This window comes from Cupriavidus sp. FW305-26, from assembly GCF_058787975.1.
In genome coordinates this window covers 15,311-32,990 of the sequence record NZ_JBYTAH010000075.1, presented here as the reverse complement: position 1 = coordinate 32,990, position 17,680 = coordinate 15,311, and the positions used below count along the sequence as shown (strand labels likewise).

Genomic DNA, 17,680 nt, shown 5'->3' with positions numbered 1-17,680 from the left:
GGCCAGCGTCAGTGCGCCAGCGCGGGAATGCTCTGGAACACCTCGCGCATGTAGTCGACCATGGAATTGATCATCCACGGCCCCGCCAGCACCATGGTGGCGAACAGCGCGATCAGCTTGGGGATGAAGCTCAGCGTCATCTCGTTGATCTGCGTCGCGGCCTGGAACAGGCTCACCACCAGGCCGGCGGCCAGCGCCACCAGCAGCAGCGGGGCGGCCAGCAGCAGGGTCATCTTCATCGCCTGGGTGGCGATGGTCATTACGGTCTCGGGTGTCATGGCTCGGACTCTGCGGTGGGTGGCGGGCGTTGGGGCCGTGTCAGTTCATGAAGCTCTGCGCCAGCGAACCGAGCAGCAGCTGCCAGCCGTCGACCAGCACGAACAGCATCAGCTTGAACGGCAGCGAGATGGTGGCCGGCGGCACCATCATCATCCCCATCGCCATCAGCACGCTGGCGACGACCAGGTCGATGATCAGGAACGGGATGAAGATGGTGAAGCCGATCTGGAACGCGGTCTTCAACTCGCTGGTGACGAAGGCCGGCACCAGGATGCTGAGCGGCACTTCCTCGGGGCCCTGCATCTCAGGCGCCTTGGCCATCTGCGCGAACATGGCCAGGTCTTTCTCGCGGGTCTGGCGCAGCATGAAGGCCTTGAGCGGCTCCGCGGCCTTGGCCGCGGCGGCTTCCAGGCTGATCTTGTTTTCCGACAGCGGCTTGTAGGCGTCGTTGTAGACACGGTCGAACACCGGTGCCATCACGAAGAAGGTCAGGAACAGCGACAGGCCCACCAGCACCTGGTTGGGCGGCGAGGTGGCGGTGCCCAGTGCGCTGCGCAGCAGGCCCAGCACGATGATGATGCGGGTGAAGCCGGTCATCAGCAGCATCGCCGCAGGCAGGAACGACAGCGAGGTCAGCAGCACCAGCGTCTGCACCGGCAGCGACCAGATCTGGCCGCCGCCCGGGGCGGGCTTGCTGATGACGCCGGGCAGTGCCTGGGCCCAGGCCGGCGCGGGCGCCAGCGCGGCAATGGCCAGCATCAGCGCGAGCAGGGACAGCAGCGGGCCCGGCAGCGGGCGCCGCAGCGCGGCACGCGGGGAATTCATGACTTGAAGTGATTTTGCATCGAACGCAGCAGCTTTTCGGCAAAGGTGCCGCCACCCGGCTGTTGCGAAGGGCCTGCACCGCCGGTGGCGGCGAGGGGATTGGCTGCGGTGGTGCCCGCAGGCAGGGTATGCAGTGGCCGGATTTCGCCGGGGCTCACGCCCAGCACCAGCCAGGTATCGCCCACTTCCACCAGGACCAGGCGCTGGCGCGCGCCGAGCATGGTGCTGCCGACCACCTTCATCGCGCCGCCGGTGGCCTGACGGACCAGGCCGGCACGCCGGGCCACCCAGGCCATGCCCAGGATCAGCGCGACGATGGCGAACAGCCCCAGCCCGGCCTGCGCCAGGCTGGCCGCGCCGCTGATGGCGGGCGCGTGCGTGCCGTCGGCGGCCATGGCGGCCCCCGGCAGCGCCGCAAGCACGGCCAGGCTGGCGCGCGTGTGCATGATCATTTGTTCAGCTTCCGGATGCGTTCGGACGGCGTGATGATGTCCGTCAGGCGGATGCCGAACTTGTCGTTCACCACCACCACCTCGCCCTGCGCGATCAGGTAGCCGTTGACCAGCACGTCCATCGGTTCGCCGGCCAGGCCGTCCAGCTCCACCACCGAGCCCTGCGCCAGCTGCAGCAGGTTCTTGATGGGCACCTTGGTGCGGCCCAGTTCCACGGTCAGCTGCACCGGGATATCGAGAATCATCTCGATATCGTTGCGGAAGCCGCTCGGCGCTTCCTTCGCCAGCGGCTGGAACACGGTGGCGGCGGCCGGAGTGGCCGCGGGTTGGGCCGCCGGTGCGGCAGCTGCGGGGATCCCGGCGGATGTGGCGCTGGTCTGCTCGGCCAGCGCGCTGGCCCAGTCGTCCATCGGATCGACGGGCTTGTCCTCGATGCCGTCACTCATAATCGCTGTCCTCGGTGTCCAGGTGGGAATCGCCGTCCTGGTGATTGATCATTCGTTCTACCCGCAGCGCGTACTGGCCGTTCATCGTGCCGAAGCCGCATTGCATGACGGGCACGCCGTCCACCTTGCCGAACACCTTCTCCGGCAGCTCGATTGGCAGCACGTCGCCGGCGCGCATCGCCAGCACTTCGGCCACGGTGCTCTGCAGGTGCGCGAACTCGGCCACCAGCTCCACCTCGGCCGCGCGCAGCTGCGTGGACAGTTGCGTGACCCAGCCCTTGTCGACTTCCTTCTCGTCCTGCAGCGGATTCATCAGCAGGTCCTTGAGCGGCTCGATCATCGCGTACGGCAGGCACACGTGGAGCTGTCCGCCGACGGCGCCCAGTTCGATATGGAAGGCGGTGGTCACCACGGCCTCGTTGTGGGTGGCGACGTTGGCAAACTTGGGGTGCATCTCCGAGCGGATGTACTCGGTCTCGATCGGGTGCACGGTGCGCCAGGCGTTGCCGTAGCTGGCCAGCGTCAGCTCCAGCATGCGCTGGATGATGCGCTGCTCGGTCTGGGTGAAGTCGCGGCCTTCCACGCGGGTGTGGAAGCGGCCGTCGCCGCCGAACAGGTTGTCCACCACCAGAAACACCAGGTTCGGGTCGTAGACGAACAGCGCCGTGCCGCGCAGCGGCTTCAGGTGGACCAGGTTCAGGTTGGTCGGCATCGGCAGGTTGCGCGCGAAGTCGCCGAATTTCTCGATCCTGATGCTGCCCACGGTGATGTCCGCGCCGCGGCGGATGAAATTGAACAGCGCCGTGCGCATCGAGCGCGCAAAGCGCTCGTTGATGATTTCCAGCGTGTGCAGGCGGCCGCGGATGATGCGCTCCTGCGTGGCCAGGTTGTAGGGGCGCACACCGCCCTCGTCGAGCGCAGGCTCGCTGGCCTTGGGCGTATCGGCTTCGCCGGATACGCCCTTGAGCAGCTCGTCGACCTCGTCTTGCGAGAGGAACTTGTCGTAGGCCATCTAGTGTCCTGCCCCTTGTGCGGCGTTATGGATGAATCCGGTGCGGCCCTGGCTTGCGCTTACTGCACCACGAAAGAGGTGAAGAGCACGTCCAGCACCCGCTGCGCCGGCAGGCCGCTGGCAAACGGCTTGCTGATGGTGTCGCGGATGTCGTCGGCCAGCTTGCGCTTGCCTTCGACGGTGGCCAGGTCGGCCGGCTGCCTGGCCGACAGCAGCAGCAGGATGCGGCTGCGTGCCTCGGGCAGGTACTGGGCCAGGCGAGCCTGGGTCTCGGCATCGGCCACCTTCAGTGACAGGCCGGTGTGCAGGAAGCGGTCGCCGTCGTCGCTGCGCAGGTTGACGGTGAACGCGTCCAGCGGCACGAAGATCGGCGGCGGCACGACCGGGGCGGCAGGCGCGGCGGGCGCCGCCGGCTGGCGGTTGCTCAGCACGCTGCCCAGCACGAAGCCTCCGGCGCCCAGTGCCACCACCAGCACGCCGGCGCCGATCAGCAGCAGCCGGCCGCGCTTGCCTGTGTTGCCAGTCCGGGGAGGGGAAGCCGTGTTCGCCATGAGAAGCCTGTATCGGAATGCCTGCCATTCTTCCGGAATCGCAGGCCAGCAAAGGGCCGAAAAAAAGGGGGAAACCCTTTCAGCTTGGCCATTTGAGCGGAAAGGGAGCAGGCACGGCTACGCGAGCGGGCGCCGTTTGTTGCGCGCCTGCAGGCTGGTTAACGCTTGATGGCGTGTGAACTTGAGTGCCGGTGCAAGCTGCCGCGATTCCTGGTCGGGCCGCCGGGCAGGGGCGCGGTAGCGCCGCCATGCATTCCCTACTACGCCAGTCGGGTAGTGATTCATGTGGGTTTGCACGTCATCCAATCTCCAATACGTTGATTTGCATGATGTTTTTTGTCTTCACTCTTATATAAGATATAAGACATTTGACCGGGGAGCGGCTTCAGACTACAATCGCGACGTAACGAGATTTTCTAAACCTAATTGCTCAGCAGGTTCCCATGCTTGAAAACTATCGCGCACATGTGGCCGAGCGCGCCGCGCTTGGCATCCCCCCTCTGCCCCTGACCGCCAAGCAGACGGCCGAGCTGGTCGAACTGCTGAAGAACCCGCCCGCCGGTGAAGAGCAGACCCTGGTGGAGCTGATCACCTACCGCGTGCCGGCCGGAGTGGATGACGCCGCCAAGGTCAAGGCCTCGTACCTGGCCGCCGTGGCGCTGGGCAAGGAAAAGTGCGCGCTGATCTCGCGCGCCAAGGCGACCGAGCTGCTGGGCACCATGCTGGGCGGCTACAACATCTCGCCGCTGATCGAGCTGCTGGACGATGCCGAAGTGGGCACCGTCGCCGCCGAGGCGCTGAAGAAGACCCTGCTGATGTTCGACGCCTTCCACGACGTGAAGGAAAAGGCCGACCAGGGCAATGCCAACGCCAAGGCCGTGCTGCAAAGCTGGGCCGACGCCGAGTGGTTCACCAGCCGTCCGGAAGTGCCGCAAAGCCTGACCATCACCGTGTTCAAGGTGCCGGGCGAAACCAACACCGACGACCTGTCGCCGGCCCCGGACGCCACCACCCGCCCGGACATCCCGATGCACGCGCTGGCCATGCTGAAGAACAAGCGCGAAGGCGCTGCGTTCCAGCCGGAAGAGGACGGCAAGCGCGGCCCGGTCAAGTTCATTGAATCGCTGAAGGAAAAGGGCCACCTGGTCGCCTACGTGGGCGACGTGGTCGGTACCGGCTCCAGCCGCAAGTCCGCCACCAACTCGGTGCTGTGGTTCACCGGCGAAGACATCCCGTTCATCCCGAACAAGCGCTTCGGCGGCGTGTGCCTGGGCAACAAGATCGCCCCGATCTTCTACAACACCATGGAAGACGCCGGCGCGCTGCCGATCGAGCTGGACGTGTCGAAGATGGAAATGGGCGACGTGGTCGAACTGCGCCCGTATGAAGGCAAGGCCCTGAAGGACGGCGCAGTGATCGCCGAGTTCAAGGTCAAGTCCGACGTGCTGTTCGATGAAGTCCGCGCCGGCGGCCGTATTCCCCTGATCGTCGGCCGTGGCCTGACCGCCAAGGCGCGCGAAGCGCTGGGCCTGGCCCCGTCGACGCTGTTCCGCCTGCCGCAGAACCCGGCCGATACCGGCCGCGGCTTCACGCTGGCGCAGAAGATGGTCGGCCGCGCCTGCGGCCTGCCTGAAGGCAAGGGCATCCGCCCGGGCACCTACTGCGAACCGAAGATGACCTCGGTGGGCTCGCAGGACACCACCGGCCCGATGACCCGCGACGAACTGAAGGACCTGGCCTGCCTGGGCTTCTCGGCCGACCTGGTGATGCAGTCGTTCTGCCACACCGCCGCCTATCCGAAGCCGGTCGACGTCAAGACCCACCACACGCTGCCCGAGTTCATCAGCACCCGCGGGGGCATCTCGCTGCGCCCGGGCGACGGCGTGATCCACTCGTGGCTGAACCGCATGCTGCTGCCCGACACCGTCGGCACCGGCGGCGATTCGCACACCCGCTTCCCGATCGGCATCAGCTTCCCCGCAGGTTCGGGCCTGGTGGCCTTTGCCGCCGCCACCGGCGTGATGCCGCTGGACATGCCGGAATCGGTGCTGGTCCGCTTCAAGGGCAAGATGCAGCCCGGCGTGACGCTGCGCGACCTGGTCAACGCGATTCCGCTGTACGCGATCAAGCAAGGCCTGCTGACCGTGGCCAAGCAAGGCAAGAAGAACATCTTCTCGGGCCGCGTCCTGGAAATCGAAGGCCTGCCCGACCTGAAGGTCGAGCAAGCGTTCGAGCTGTCGGATGCATCGGCTGAGCGCTCGGCCGCCGGTTGCACGGTGCGCCTGAACAAGGACCCGATCATCGAATACATCAACAGCAACATCACGCTGCTGAAGTGGATGATCGCCCAGGGCTACCAGGACCCGCGCAGCCTGCAGCGCCGCATCAAGGCCATGGAAGCGTGGCTGGCCGATCCCAAGCTGCTGGAGCCGGACGCCGACGCCGAATACGCCGCCGTGATCGAGATCGACCTGGCCGACGTGCATGAGCCGATCGTGGCCTGCCCGAACGACCCGGACGACGTCAAGACGCTGTCCGAGGTGGCCGGCGCCAAGATCGACGAAGTGTTTATCGGTTCGTGCATGACCAACATCGGCCACTTCCGCGCAGCCTCCAAGCTGCTGGAAGGCAAGCGCGACATCCCGGTCAAGCTGTGGGTGGCTCCGCCGACCAAGATGGACCAGAAGCAGCTGACCGAGGAAGGCCACTATGGCGTGTTCGGCACCGCCGGTGCCCGCACCGAAATGCCGGGCTGCTCGCTGTGCATGGGCAACCAGGCACAGGTGCGCGAAGGCGCCACGGTGATGTCGACCAGCACGCGTAACTTCCCGAACCGCCTGGGCAAGAACACCAACGTGTACCTGGGTTCCGCCGAACTGGCGGCGATCTGCTCGCGCCTGGGCCGTATCCCGACCAAGGAAGAGTACATGGCCGACATGGGCGTGCTCAACGCCAATGGCGACAAGATCTACAAGTACATGAACTTCGACCAGATCGAGGACTTCAAGGAAGTGGCCGACGGCGTGACGGTGTAAGCCGCGCAGTCAGGCTGGCATGAAGAAGGGGCCCCGCTTGCGGGGCCCCTTTTGTATTTGGATTTCGCCGGCTTGACGGGTGGCATACGCAGGGAGAACACCTTGCTCAGGCTAGTTCGGGCGGCTTTGGAGCACCCAGCGGAATCCCCTGGCGCGCGGCGTACGCCACCACCTCCGCGGTATTGTGCAGGTCGAGCTTGCGCATCAGGTTCTCGCGGTGCTTGCGCGCAGTCAGCGGGCTGATGTCGAGTTGCGCGGCAATGTCGCCGGCGGTGGCGCCGCGCGCGATCAGCATCAGGATCTGCAGTTCGCGCCGGGTGAGCGTGGCAATTCCGTCCGGTGCCGCGGTGGCCGGTGCAGTGGCGCGCGCGGCCACGAAGTTGCGGCCCTCGCGCAGGGCCATGAGCGAGGGCACCAGTTCGCTGATATCGCCGCTCTTGACCAGGTAGCCATTGGCGCCCGCATCGATCGCCGCGTGGGCCATGCCCGCGCCCGCGCTGCCGGTCAGCACCAGGATGCGCAGCGCAGGATGCCTTGTGCGCAGGCGTTCCACGAAGGCCAGGCCATCGACGCCGGGCATGCCCAGGTCCATCACCAGCAGGTCGGTCGGTACCCGTTCCAGGAGCCCCAGCAGTTGCGCGCCATCTGCTGCCTCGCCCGCCAGCACCAGGTTGCCGACGCCGGACAGCACCTGCTTGAGGCCCTCCAGCACGATGGCATGGTCATCGGCGAGGGCCACGCGGGTCGGGACGGAAAAGCGGCTCATCGCGGCAGGTGCATCGGTGGCGAATGGGAAAGGGAAGGTGGTATAAAACGGCAGCCCGTCAGTCCGGCAGCTGCAGGTGGCCTGCTGAATGCCCCAATGAACCGGCGGCTGGCTGGATTATAGCGTTGCACGCCCAACCTGCCCCACGGCCTACCTAGCATGCGCAAGCTTCCGTTGTCCTGTTGCCGTACCGTTTCCTGCCGCCCGCAACGGGCGCTCGCATCATGACAGCCACAGGCACCGGATTGCCGCCGGCCTGGCAGCCCGGAGATGTGCCGGCGGCGATGGTGGACCTGCTCTACCGCCAGTCCAACGCGGTCCTGTTTGCCAACTTCGTCATTGCGCTGCCGGTGGTCTATGTGCTGCGTCCCAGCGTGCCGCTGCCCATGCTGGCCGGCTGGATGGCCGCGGTGTACCTGCTGACCACGCTGCGCATCGGCCTGTCGTGGCGCTACTTCCGGCGCGACGGCAGCACGCCGCCGCAGGTGTGGGCACGCCGCTTCATGGTGCTGTCCTGGCTGTCCAGCCTGCTGTGGGGCGCCGTGGGCTCTGCCATCCTGCTGCCGCCCGAGCCGCAGCTGGTGGCGTTCTGCTGCATCGTGCTGGCCGGCATGTCCAGTGGCGCGATCCCGTCGCTGTCGGCGCATCCGGCCACCTACCGCGGTTCAGTCGCGGCCATGCTGCTGCCGTTCACCATCTATTGCCTGGTGCAGCAGGGGCCGGTGTATGGCGTCTACGCGGGCTTTGCCGCGTGCCTGCTGTGCGTCAACATCTACTACAGCCAGGTCACCTATCGCGCGCTGCGCGATGGCGTGACACTGCGCTTCGAGAACGTCGCGCTGATCGGCGAGCTTGAGCGCGAGCGCGACCGCGCCACCGCCGCGGACCGGGCCAAGACGCGCTTCCTGGCGGCCGCCGGGCACGACCTGCGCCAGCCGGTGTATGCCATCGGCCTGCAGGCGGCATCGCTGCTGACTCTGGGCGAGCGCGGCGATGTGGCAGGCGGCCAGGCGCATGCCATCGGCCACCGGCTGCAAGCCACGCTGGCGCGCATGGACAACCTGCTCGACGGCCTGCTCGACGCCTCGCGCCTGGATGCCGGCGTGATGCCGGTGCGCCGCCAGCCGCTGCAGCTGGCGCGGCTGCTGGCCGAGCTGCGCGACGAGTACGCCGAGCAGGCGTGCCAGCGCGGCAGCGTGCTGCGGGTGGTGCCGGCGCGCGCGTGGATCGACAGCGATCCGGACCTGCTCAAGCGCATCCTCGACAACCTGGTGGCCAATGCGCTGCGCCATGCGCCGCGTGCCAGCATCCTGGTGGGCGCGCGGCGCCGCGGCGATGCCATGGAGATCCAGGTGATCGACACCGGCCCGGGCATCGCCGCGGCCCAGCAGTCGCGCGTGTTCGACGAATACGCCCAGGTGCCGGGCCTTGCCACGGCAGGCGACGACCAGGCGGGCGCAAAGGGACTGGGCCTGGGCCTGGCGATCGTGCGGCGCCTGGCGGCGCTGCTTGGCCACCACGTGGGCCTGCGTTCCGCACCGGGGCGCGGCTGCGTGTTCTCGGTGCGCGTGCCGCTGGCTGCCGCCGCGGCGCAGGTGCATCCAGCCACCCCCGCCATTCCCGCGGCCGCTGGCGAGCCGCTCTGCGTGATGCTGGTCGACGACGACGCGCAGGTGCTGGGCGCGCTCACCGAACTGCTGTCGCTCTGGGGCCATGTGGTCTACGGCGGGCGCACCGTTGCCGCAGTGCGCGCTGCGTACCGCGCCGCCAGCCAGGACGGGCCCGCCCCGGTCCACCTGATCCTGGCCGACTACCGGCTGGCCGAAGGCCTGACCGGCATCGCCGCGGTCGGCATGCTGCGCGCCAGCCTGGGCCGCGCGGTGCCGGCGCTGATCGTCACCGGCGACACCGCGCCAGACCGGCTGCAGGCGCTGCATGACAGCGGCTTCCCGGTGTTGCACAAGCCGATCCAGGGCGAGGCCTTGCGCGCGGCCCTGCATCGCGCGGTGCAACTGGCCGAGGCCGCCTGAGGCCCTGCGCTGCATGCATGGCAGGAGCGGTTTATGATCGGGCTTTTCCGTTGTCCGGCGCCTTCTTGCGCAGTGCGCAAGCGCCTGAACCAGGAGCCAGTGTGCCCGATCTGTCCGCTTTCCCCATCACCCGCAAATGGCCGGCGCAGCATCCCGACCGCATCCAGCTGTATTCCCTGCCCACGCCCAACGGGGTCAAGGTGTCGATCATGCTGGAGGAGACCGGCCTGCCGTATGAACCGCACCTGGTGCGCTTCGACGCCAACGACCAGATGTCGCCGGAGTTCCTGTCGCTGAGCCCGAACAACAAGATTCCCGCCATCCTCGATCCCAACGGTCCGGGCGGCAAGCCGCTGGCGCTGTTCGAATCGGGCGCGATCCTGCTCTACCTGGCCGACAAGTCGGGCCAGCTGATCCCGGCCGACCCCGCGCGCCGCTACGAAACCATCCAGTGGGTGATGTTCCAGATGGGCGGCATCGGGCCGATGTTCGGGCAGGTGGGCTTTTTCCACAAGTTCGCGGGCAAGGAGTACGAGGACAAGCGCCCGCGCGACCGCTACGTGGCCGAAAGCCGGCGCCTGCTGAACGTGCTGAACCAGCGGCTGGAAGGGCGCGACTGGATCATGGGCGACACCTACACCATTGCCGATATCGCCACCTTCCCGTGGGTGCGCAACCTGCTTGGCTTCTATGAGGCGGGCGAACTGGTCGGCATCCAGGACTTCCCGCATGTCAGGCGCGTGCTGGAGGCCTTCGTGAAGCGCCCGGCGGTGGTGAAGGGGCTCGATACGCCGCACCGCGGCTGAGGCAGCCTGCGGCGTGCGCGCCGCGGGCGTGGGCATCGTCCTACACGGCGGCCTCCCCGGCGCCTACAGAGGGGCGGGCGGCACGCATCCTATAGTCCAGGAACAGGCGCGTCGCCCTGCGTTGCCTGAGGAGCCCGGACCATGCCGATGCCCACCACCTTTTCCCTGTTGCGTGTCGTTCTTTTGGCGGGCGCCACCGCTGCGCTCGCCGCCTGCGGTGAAACGGCGAAGCTGCCTTCCGAAGCGGGCTTTGGCCCCACGCCGCAGCTGCCGCCACCCAACCAGACCGCGATCCCCACCGTCAAGATCGCGCCGGCCATCGGCTGGGCCGCGGGCCAGCGCCCGGTGCCGGCCGCAGGCATGGCGGTGACGGCCTTCGCCGACAAGCTGGACCATCCGCGCTGGGTCTATGTGCTGCCCAACGGCGACGTGCTGGTGGCCGAGAGCAATGCCCCGCCCAAGCCCGACGACGGCAAGGGCTTCCGCGGCTGGATCATGAAGAAGGTGATGAAGCGCGCGGGCGCCGGCACCCCCAGCGCCAACCGCATCACGCTGCTGCGCGACACCAACGGCGACGGCGTCGCCGACCAGCGCTCGGTGTTCCTAAAGGACCTGAACTCGCCGTTCGGCATGGCCCTGGTCGGCAACGACTTCTACGTGGCCGCCACCGACGCGGTGCTGCGCTTCCCGTACCAGCCCGGACAGACCCGGATTACGGCCGCGCCCCAGAAGGTGGTGGACCTGCCCGGCGGGCCGCTCAACCATCACTGGACCAAGAGCCTGATCGCCAGCCGCGACGGCAGCAAGCTGTACGTGACGGTGGGCTCCAACAGCAACGTGGGCGAGCACGGCATGGACAAGGAGGTCGGCCGCGCCGCCATCTGGGAGGTCGACCCGCAGGCCGGCACGCACCGGATCTTTGCCAGCGGCCTGCGCAATCCCAACGGCATGGCGTGGGAACCGGTCACCGGCATGCTCTGGACCGCCGTCAACGAGCGCGATGAAATCGGCAGCGACCTGGTGCCGGACTACATCACCTCGGTGCGCGACGGCGGCTTCTATGGCTGGCCCTACAGCTACTACGGCCAGCATGTCGACGCACGCGTGAAGCCGCCGGCGCCGGACCTGGTGGCCAGGGCCATCGTGCCGGACTATGCCGTGGGGGCGCACACCGCATCGCTCGGGCTGGCCGCCGCCGGCGGCAACAACCTGCCGGCGCGCTTCAGCGAAGGCATGTTCGTGGGCCTGCACGGTTCGTGGAACCGCAGGCCGCTGGCGGGCTACAAGGTGATCTTCGTGCCGTTCAGCAAGGGCCGGCCCAACGGCGCGCCGTTCGACGTGCTGACCGGCTTTCTCGATGAGGACGGCAACGCGCGCGGGCGGCCGGTGGGCGTGGCGATCGACAAGCAAGGCGGTTTGCTGGTGGCCGACGATGTCGGCAATACCGTGTGGCGGGTCAGCGGCGCGAAGTAGGCGGACCAGGGCGCGGCAGCGGCGGCACCGCACCGCTAGAATGACGGCGTCCCCACACGCCGAGCCCGCTGCCGTCCATGTCTCTCACGGTCTTCGCTGTCGTCCTGCTCGCCGCGTTCCTGCATGCCGCCTGGAACGCGGTGGTCAAGGGCGGCGGCGACAAGATGCTGTCGACGGTGATGGTGGCGGTGAGCGCCGGACTGATGGGCGCCGTGGCGCTGCCGGCGTTGCCGCAGCCGGCGCCGGCGAGCTGGCCGTTCATCGCCGCGTCAGTGGGCGTGCACGTGGTGTATTTCGCGCTGGTGGCACGCATCTACCACACCGCGGACATGAGCCAGACCTACCCCCTGATGCGCGGCACCGCGCCGCTGCTGGTGGCGGTGGCCAGCTTGGGCTGGCTGGGCGAGCACCTGTCGGCGCTGGCGTGGAGCGGCATCGCCGTGATCAGCCTGGGCATCCTGGCCATGGCGGGTGGCGCCCGCGGTGCCCCTGGCAGCAGTGAGGGCATGTGGCTGGCGCTGCTGAACGCAGTGGTGATCGCCGCCTATACGCTGATCGACGGCACCGGCGTGCGCCGCTCCGGCGCGCCGGTAGCGTATTCGTTCTGGATCTTCCTACTGACCGCGGTCCCGCTGGCGGCGTGGGCGCTGGTGGCGCGCCGGCCGGCACTGGGCGGCTATGTGCGGCGCAACCTGGTGTTCGCGCTGGTGGGCGGCGGCGGCACGCTGGCGTCCTACGGGCTGTCGCTGTGGGCGATGACACGCGCGCCGGTGGCCCCGGTAGCGGCCCTGCGTGAGTCCTCGATCCTGTTCGGCGCGCTGATCTCCGGGCTGCTGCTCAAGGAGCGCGTGGGCGCCGCCCGCCTGGGCGCGGCCTGCCTGATTGCCGCCGGCGTGGCCACGCTGCGCTTTGCCTGAGGGCACGTCCGGGTGCCGCTCTGAACGCCCGGCCGCTGAGCGCCGCCAGCGCTGTCTATACTTGGTTTTACCGGGGTCAGACGGCGGAGGGGCACTGCGTCCGCGCAAACCGGCAGCCTGGCGTCGACGCCGAGGAGAGGGCATGGACCACACCGCAGATTCGTTTCGGGCTTTTGAGCTGGCTGGCTGGGAAGATCCCGAGGTCGTCAGCCAGTACCAGGAGCATCTGTCGCACGTGACCCGGCAATCGGTCGAGTCCCTGCTGGACGAGGCCCATGTGACCAGCGGGCTGCGCGTGCTGGATGTGGCCACCGGCTCCGGCCATGTCGCGGCGGGGGCGGTGCGGCGCGGCGCAGAGTCCGTCGGCATCGATTTCTCGCTGGCGCAGGTGCAGCTGGCGCGCAAGCTCCATCCGGATGTCCATTACGAGCAGGCCGATGCGCAGGCGCTGCCGTTCGGCGATGCCAGCTTCGATGCCGTGGTCAATGGCTTCGGCATGTGCCACCTGTCCGACCCCGATGCCGCGCTGGCCGAGGCCTTCCGCGTGCTGCGCCCGGGCGGGCGCATCGCCTTCACCGTGTGGGACACGCCCGAGCGCGCGGTCGGTTTCGGCGCGGTCTATGCCGCGATCCGCGCCTACGGCTCGATGGAGGTCGATATCCCCGTGGGGCCGAACTTCTTCCTGTTCAGCGATCCGGGCCATTGCCGCACCGCGTTGCAGCAGGCCGGCTTTGTCTCGCCCACCTGCCGCAACGTGCCGCAGGTATGGCGCTTCTCCACGCCCGACCAGCTGTTCGATGCGCTGGCCCAGGGCACCGTGCGCGCCGCCGCCACACTGCGCGCGCAGACTCCCAAGGCCCGCGACGAGATCCGCGCCGTGCTGCGCGGCACCGTCGCCGCCTATATGCGCGGCAGCGGCTTCGAGGTGCCGATGCCGGCAGTGCTGGCGGCGGCGGTCAAGCCCTGAGGGCGGGGCTTACGCACCTGTGGCGGCGCGGACGCCGCCGAGGGTGTTGGAGATCGACCGACATCCCTGCCGCCAGCGTCGGCCTGGCCCCACCATCCCATTCCCGGAAAGTGCCGTAATCCACGCCGCAACCAGCCTTGTGGCGGTGGCACGGTCATTGCGCAATGGACAGCGAGCGCGGCGCCGCGGCTCGTTGTGCCACCAGCCAGCAATGGCTTCCCGGAGAACCCCGATGTACACCCGACCCCAATGCCAGACAGGGCAGGCCGCGCCGCGCCCGCCCGCAATCCTGCACCGCTCGCGCCAGGCCATGGCGCTGCTGCGTGTGCTGGGCTTATGCATCAACAGTGTCGCCTGCGCCCAGTCCGAAGCGCCGCAGGCTGCAGCGCCTGCCGTGCAGGCCGTGACGCCGGAACAGAAGTTTGCGCCCGGATACCTGGAGGCCGTTGCCACCGGTTATGACAATGGGTTGGCCTTGCGGGAGCCGGAAGGCCTCGCGCCGCTGAGGCTGCCGCGCGAGGCGCGCAGCGCGCCGGCGCCAGGCGCCGTGCCGGTTGCCATGCCAGCGGCGGTGCGGCCGCAGCCGGCGCGCTGACCTGGCGGGGCTCCCGGGAGCAGGGTGGCGAAACAAGTGGCGCAGTGCGGCCTTTAGCGCCTGACCTGTTCCTGTTCGTCCCGCCCTGCCGACATGAAGTCGTTCGGGAAGGCTGGGGTATTTGAGTTCAGGCCTGGGGTGACGCGGTCCAGTCTTCGATGCGCAGGCCCGGATACGTCGCAAAGTCGCGCACGTTGCGCGTGACCACTGTCAGATCCTCCGCAATGGCATGGGCGGCGATCAGCTTGTCCATGACATCTGCCTTGCGTTCGTGCGTGGCGGCACGAATCGGGCCGTAGGCGCGCGCGGCTTCGGCGTTCAGCGGCAGCACTGGGACCCGCGCGACCAGCCCGTGCAACGCGCGCCGCGCAGCCTCCGGATTGCCCGAGGCGGTTACACCGTATTCGAGTTCGGCCAGGGTGATCGCAGACAGCACCACATCGCCCTCGAAGCATTGTGCAAAGCGTTCGGCCACCTGGGGCGGCTGGTGCTTCATCAGGTAGATGCACATGTTGGTGTCGAACATATACCTGGCCATCAGAATCCCTCCCGCTCAGCCTGCTCCTGGTCGCCGCGGCCTTGTGCCATGAAGTCGGCCGGGAACGCGGCGAAGGCGTCGAGCAGGCCCGTCAGGCGCTGTCGCACGGGGCGGATCCGCAACTCATCGCCGATCCGCTCGATTTCCAGCTGCATATCGGTGTCGGGGTAGGCCAGTTCCGCGGGAATGCGCACCGCTTGGGAGTTTCCGTTACGGAAGATCCGGGTGAAAGGCATTGTGGTTTCCATGTACATCCTTGCAGGTACGAGCATAGCACCATCCAATCAGAAGTACATCTGCGTGTGTACGTCCATAATTCTCAATCTCGTCTGTCATTACCTACAATTCGTCACACTGGTAATTCCCCGCCCAATGGACATCGATCTCGCCCGCACCTTCCTGCAAGTCGTCCGCACCGGCAGCCTGCTGGCCGCGGCTGACAAGCTGCATGTCACCCAGACCGCCGTGACCGCGCGCATCAAGAGCCTGGAATCGCAGCTCAACTGCCGCCTGTTCGAGCGCAACAAGGCGGGCGCACGGCTGACGCCCGATGGTCAGCGCTTTCTCGGCTACGCCAGCCAGCTGGTGCAGACCTGGGAGGCGGCCTGCCGCGAGCTGCCGTTGCCGGCCGGGCTGGCCAGCCTGTTTCGTTTCGGCACGGAAATCAGCCTGGGCAGCCCGCTGGTGCTGCTGTGGACCACGCGCCTGCGCCAGCTGATGCCGGCGCAGGCGGTGCGGGCGGAAGTGGGGGAAGGGGCGGAGCTGCAGCGCAAGCTGCAGTCAGGCACGCTGGATGCGGCGCTGGTCTACCAGCCGGAGTACGCGCCCGGCATGCATGTCGAGGCGCTGATGGAAGAGAAGCTGATCCTGATCCGCTCGACGCAGCGCGACGGCGGCTATGTCTATATCGACTGGGGACCGGAATTCCGCTGCCAGCATGACAGCGCGCTGCCGGAGCATGCGCGCGCCTCGCTGTACTTCAACCTGGGGCCGCTGGCGCTGCAGTACATCCTGCAGTTCGGTGGCAGTGGGTATTTCCGGACACGCGTGGTGCAGAGCTACCTGGACAGCGGGGTGCTGGCGCGCGTGGAAGGCGCGTCAGAGTTCTCTTATCCGGTATTCCTCGTCTGCGCCAGGACCCCCGCAGGGGCGTCGCAGGATGCCGTGCGCATCCTGCGTGACATCGTGCGCGAAGAATCCGACTGGTCGCAGCGCTGGGATTTCCCGCAATAGCGCAAAGCGGTCAGATCCGGACCGGCACCAGTTGGCCCATCGGGCCGGGCACGGCCACCAGGCGCCATTGCCGCACGCGCCCCACCCGGCGGGGGGGGGGGGGGGGGGCGCGGTTCCAGCCCGGCAAAGCGGCCATGCCGCTGCGCGCGTTCGAACACCGGCTCGGGCACCCGGGTCCCGATCAGCCAGGTGACGGTGCCTCCCAGCGCCACCAGTGCCAGCGCCAGGGCGATCCAGAGGACGGCTTCCATGTTCCCCGCTCCATCGAATAGGTATCTGTGCTTCCAGTATTGTGCAAAGCGTTCCGGCGGGTAAATGAAAGTTATTTCCACTTCATATCAATAAAATTGCATTCAAGCTGGCTTCTCCTTCAAACCTGGGCCGTTCGGCTGCGGGAGGAAAAATCATCCTTTCCGACGAATCTCATAGACGCTGCACGGCAGACACTCAGCTGGTCACTCTCAAAAACACCAGGAGACCCCGCATGCAACGCCTGATCTTCGAAGCCGAACACGACGCCTTCCGCGAATCCGCCCGCCGCTTCTACCAGCGCGAGGTGGGGCCGCACGGCGAGCGCTGGCGCGAACAGGGCTGCGTGGACCGCGAAGTGTTCCGCAAGGCCGGCGAGCAGGGCTACCTGCTGATGTGGGCCGACGAGAAATACGGCGGCGCCGGCGTGGAGGATTTCCGCTATGAGCAGATCCTGATCGAAGAGAATGCGCGCCACGGCGACTCGGGCTTTTTCGGCACGCTGCACTCGCGGCTGGTGGCGCCGTATATCGGTCGCATCGGCAACGAGGAACAACGCCAGCGCCTGCTGCCGGCGGCCGCGCGCGGCGAGTCGATCTTTGCCATTGCCATGACCGAGCCGCAGGCGGGATCCGACCTGGCCGGCATGCGCACGCGTGCCGAGGACCACGGCGACCACTGGGTGCTGAACGGCGCCAAGACCTATATCTCGAACGGCCAGCTGGCCGACTACGTGGTGGTGGTCGCGCGCACTGATCCGGAGCGCAGCCATGGCCTTGGCCTCTTTATCGTCGAGCGCGGCATGCCCGGCTTCGAGCGCGGGCGCAAGCTGCGCAAGATGGGCCTGCACTCGCAGGACACCTCGGAGCTGTTCTTCGACAACGTCAAGGTGCCCAAGGCCAACGTGCTGGGCGAGCCCGGCCAAGGCTTCCGCTACCTGACGCGCCACCTGGCCGAAGAGCGGCTGATTGGCGCCTGCGGCTACATGGCGTCGGCGCAGGTGGCGTTCGACCTCACGCTGGACTATGTCAAGGAGCGCAAGGCCTTCGGCCGGGCCATCGGCACGTTCCAGAACTCGCGCTTCAAGCTTGCCGAACTGCGGGCGCAGCTGGATGCGCTGCAGACCTTCGTCGACCAGTGCGTGCTGCAGCACAACGCAGGCACGCTGACCGTGGAGACGGCGGCGTCGGCCAAGCTGCTCACGTCGGAACTGCAGGGGCGCATGGTCGACGAGGGCGTGCAGCTGCACGGTGGCGCCGGCTATATGGAGGAGTACCGCATCTGCCGCATGTACACCGACGCGCGCATCTCGCGCATCTACGCCGGCAGCAGCGAGATCATGAAGGAGATCATCGGCCGCAGCCTGGGGCTGGATGACCGCATGAAGGGGTAAGCCGCCGGCAGTGCAGACGGCACGGCCGGTAACGGCCGTGCCGTTTTTCATGGTTTTCCGATTGGCTAGGCTTTTCGCCCAGTTAAAGGCTTTTGTCAGCTTTATGAAAGCCG

General features: G+C 67.6%; 18 protein-coding genes. 9 read left to right on the top strand and 9 right to left on the bottom strand.

Going from position 1 to position 17,680, the window contains the following annotated elements; translation table 11 throughout:
* Positions 1-8 precede the first annotated feature (8 nt).
* From fliQ to fliL, 6 genes are read right to left on the bottom strand one after another with little or no spacing between them, the layout of a single operon-like run.
* The gene (fliQ, locus tag AC3WQZ_RS29770) at positions 9-278 is read right to left on the bottom strand and encodes a flagellar biosynthesis protein FliQ (protein ID WP_010810398.1); all 270 of its coding nucleotides are present in this window, start codon (positions 276-278) and stop codon (positions 9-11) included.
* 40 nt (positions 279-318) lie between these two features.
* On the bottom strand, positions 319-1,104 hold the full coding sequence (gene fliP / locus AC3WQZ_RS29765) for a flagellar type III secretion system pore protein FliP (RefSeq protein WP_010810397.1): 786 nt from the start codon (positions 1,102-1,104) through the stop codon (positions 319-321).
* Positions 1,101-1,556 (bottom strand): flagellar biosynthetic protein FliO, encoded by a 456-nt coding sequence (fliO, locus tag AC3WQZ_RS29760; RefSeq protein ID WP_010810396.1) that lies wholly within the window; start codon positions 1,554-1,556, stop codon positions 1,101-1,103. Before fliO ends, fliP begins: the two co-directional genes overlap by 4 nt.
* Positions 1,553-2,002 (bottom strand): flagellar motor switch protein FliN, encoded by a 450-nt coding sequence (gene fliN / locus AC3WQZ_RS29755; RefSeq protein WP_010810395.1) that lies wholly within the window; start codon positions 2,000-2,002, stop codon positions 1,553-1,555. The genes fliO and fliN overlap by 4 nt, the downstream gene beginning before the upstream one ends.
* Entirely contained in the window at positions 1,995-3,014 is a 1,020-nt protein-coding gene (fliM, locus tag AC3WQZ_RS29750) for a flagellar motor switch protein FliM (protein WP_010810394.1), read from the bottom strand. The genes fliN and fliM overlap by 8 nt, the downstream gene beginning before the upstream one ends.
* 59 nt (positions 3,015-3,073) lie before the next feature.
* A complete protein-coding gene (gene fliL, locus AC3WQZ_RS29745) occupies positions 3,074-3,565 on the bottom strand; it encodes a flagellar basal body-associated protein FliL (protein ID WP_011616679.1) in 492 nt (163 codons plus the stop codon).
* A gap of 443 nt (positions 3,566-4,008) precedes the next feature.
* Here fliL and acnB point away from each other — a divergent pair, with 443 nt between their 5' ends.
* Positions 4,009-6,600, top strand: a complete 2,592-nt coding sequence (gene acnB, locus AC3WQZ_RS29740; protein ID WP_010810392.1) for a bifunctional aconitate hydratase 2/2-methylisocitrate dehydratase — start codon at positions 4,009-4,011, stop codon at positions 6,598-6,600.
* A gap of 106 nt (positions 6,601-6,706) precedes the next feature.
* Here the strand turns inward: acnB and AC3WQZ_RS29735 are convergent, their stop codons facing one another.
* Positions 6,707-7,366, bottom strand: a complete 660-nt coding sequence (locus AC3WQZ_RS29735) for a response regulator (protein ID WP_492301788.1) — start codon at positions 7,364-7,366, stop codon at positions 6,707-6,709.
* A 224-nt stretch (positions 7,367-7,590) separates the two neighbouring features.
* Here AC3WQZ_RS29735 and AC3WQZ_RS29730 point away from each other — a divergent pair, with 224 nt between their 5' ends.
* From AC3WQZ_RS29730 to AC3WQZ_RS29705, 6 genes are all read left to right on the top strand, one after another.
* Positions 7,591-9,396 carry a hybrid sensor histidine kinase/response regulator gene (locus tag AC3WQZ_RS29730; protein WP_492301787.1) on the top strand — a complete coding sequence of 602 codons (1,806 nt, stop codon included), beginning with the start codon at positions 7,591-7,593 and terminating at the stop codon, positions 9,394-9,396.
* Positions 9,397-9,497: 101 nt separating this feature from the next.
* Positions 9,498-10,202: a glutathione S-transferase N-terminal domain-containing protein gene (locus tag AC3WQZ_RS29725; protein WP_010810389.1), complete on the top strand. Its 705-nt coding sequence runs from the start codon at positions 9,498-9,500 to the stop codon at positions 10,200-10,202.
* Positions 10,203-10,343: 141 nt separating this feature from the next.
* Entirely contained in the window at positions 10,344-11,675 is a 1,332-nt protein-coding gene (locus AC3WQZ_RS29720; RefSeq protein WP_492299277.1) for a PQQ-dependent sugar dehydrogenase, read from the top strand.
* A gap of 77 nt (positions 11,676-11,752) precedes the next feature.
* Entirely contained in the window at positions 11,753-12,592 is an 840-nt protein-coding gene (locus AC3WQZ_RS29715) for an EamA family transporter (protein ID WP_492301786.1), read from the top strand.
* Between the two features lie 142 nt (positions 12,593-12,734).
* Positions 12,735-13,559 (top strand): class I SAM-dependent methyltransferase, encoded by an 825-nt coding sequence (locus AC3WQZ_RS29710; RefSeq protein ID WP_010810386.1) that lies wholly within the window; start codon positions 12,735-12,737, stop codon positions 13,557-13,559.
* A gap of 232 nt (positions 13,560-13,791) precedes the next feature.
* Positions 13,792-14,154, top strand: coding sequence for a hypothetical protein (locus tag AC3WQZ_RS29705; RefSeq protein ID WP_010810385.1), 363 nt, complete (start codon positions 13,792-13,794; stop codon positions 14,152-14,154).
* A gap of 127 nt (positions 14,155-14,281) precedes the next feature.
* Here the strand turns inward: AC3WQZ_RS29705 and AC3WQZ_RS29700 are convergent, their stop codons facing one another.
* Positions 14,282-14,692, bottom strand: a complete 411-nt coding sequence (locus AC3WQZ_RS29700; protein ID WP_492301785.1) for a type II toxin-antitoxin system VapC family toxin — start codon at positions 14,690-14,692, stop codon at positions 14,282-14,284.
* Entirely contained in the window at positions 14,692-14,940 is a 249-nt protein-coding gene (gene vapB / locus AC3WQZ_RS29695) for a type II toxin-antitoxin system VapB family antitoxin (protein ID WP_011616683.1), read from the bottom strand. The genes AC3WQZ_RS29700 and vapB overlap by 1 nt, the downstream gene beginning before the upstream one ends.
* A 124-nt stretch (positions 14,941-15,064) precedes the next feature.
* On the opposite strand from vapB, the gene AC3WQZ_RS29690 reads away from it, so the two are divergent.
* Positions 15,065-15,925 carry a LysR family transcriptional regulator gene (locus AC3WQZ_RS29690; RefSeq protein ID WP_492301784.1) on the top strand — a complete coding sequence of 287 codons (861 nt, stop codon included), beginning with the start codon at positions 15,065-15,067 and terminating at the stop codon, positions 15,923-15,925.
* A 484-nt stretch (positions 15,926-16,409) separates the two neighbouring features.
* Positions 16,410-17,567 (top strand): acyl-CoA dehydrogenase family protein, encoded by a 1,158-nt coding sequence (locus tag AC3WQZ_RS29685; RefSeq protein ID WP_010810380.1) that lies wholly within the window; start codon positions 16,410-16,412, stop codon positions 17,565-17,567.
* The last annotated feature ends 113 nt before the right edge of the window (positions 17,568-17,680 follow it).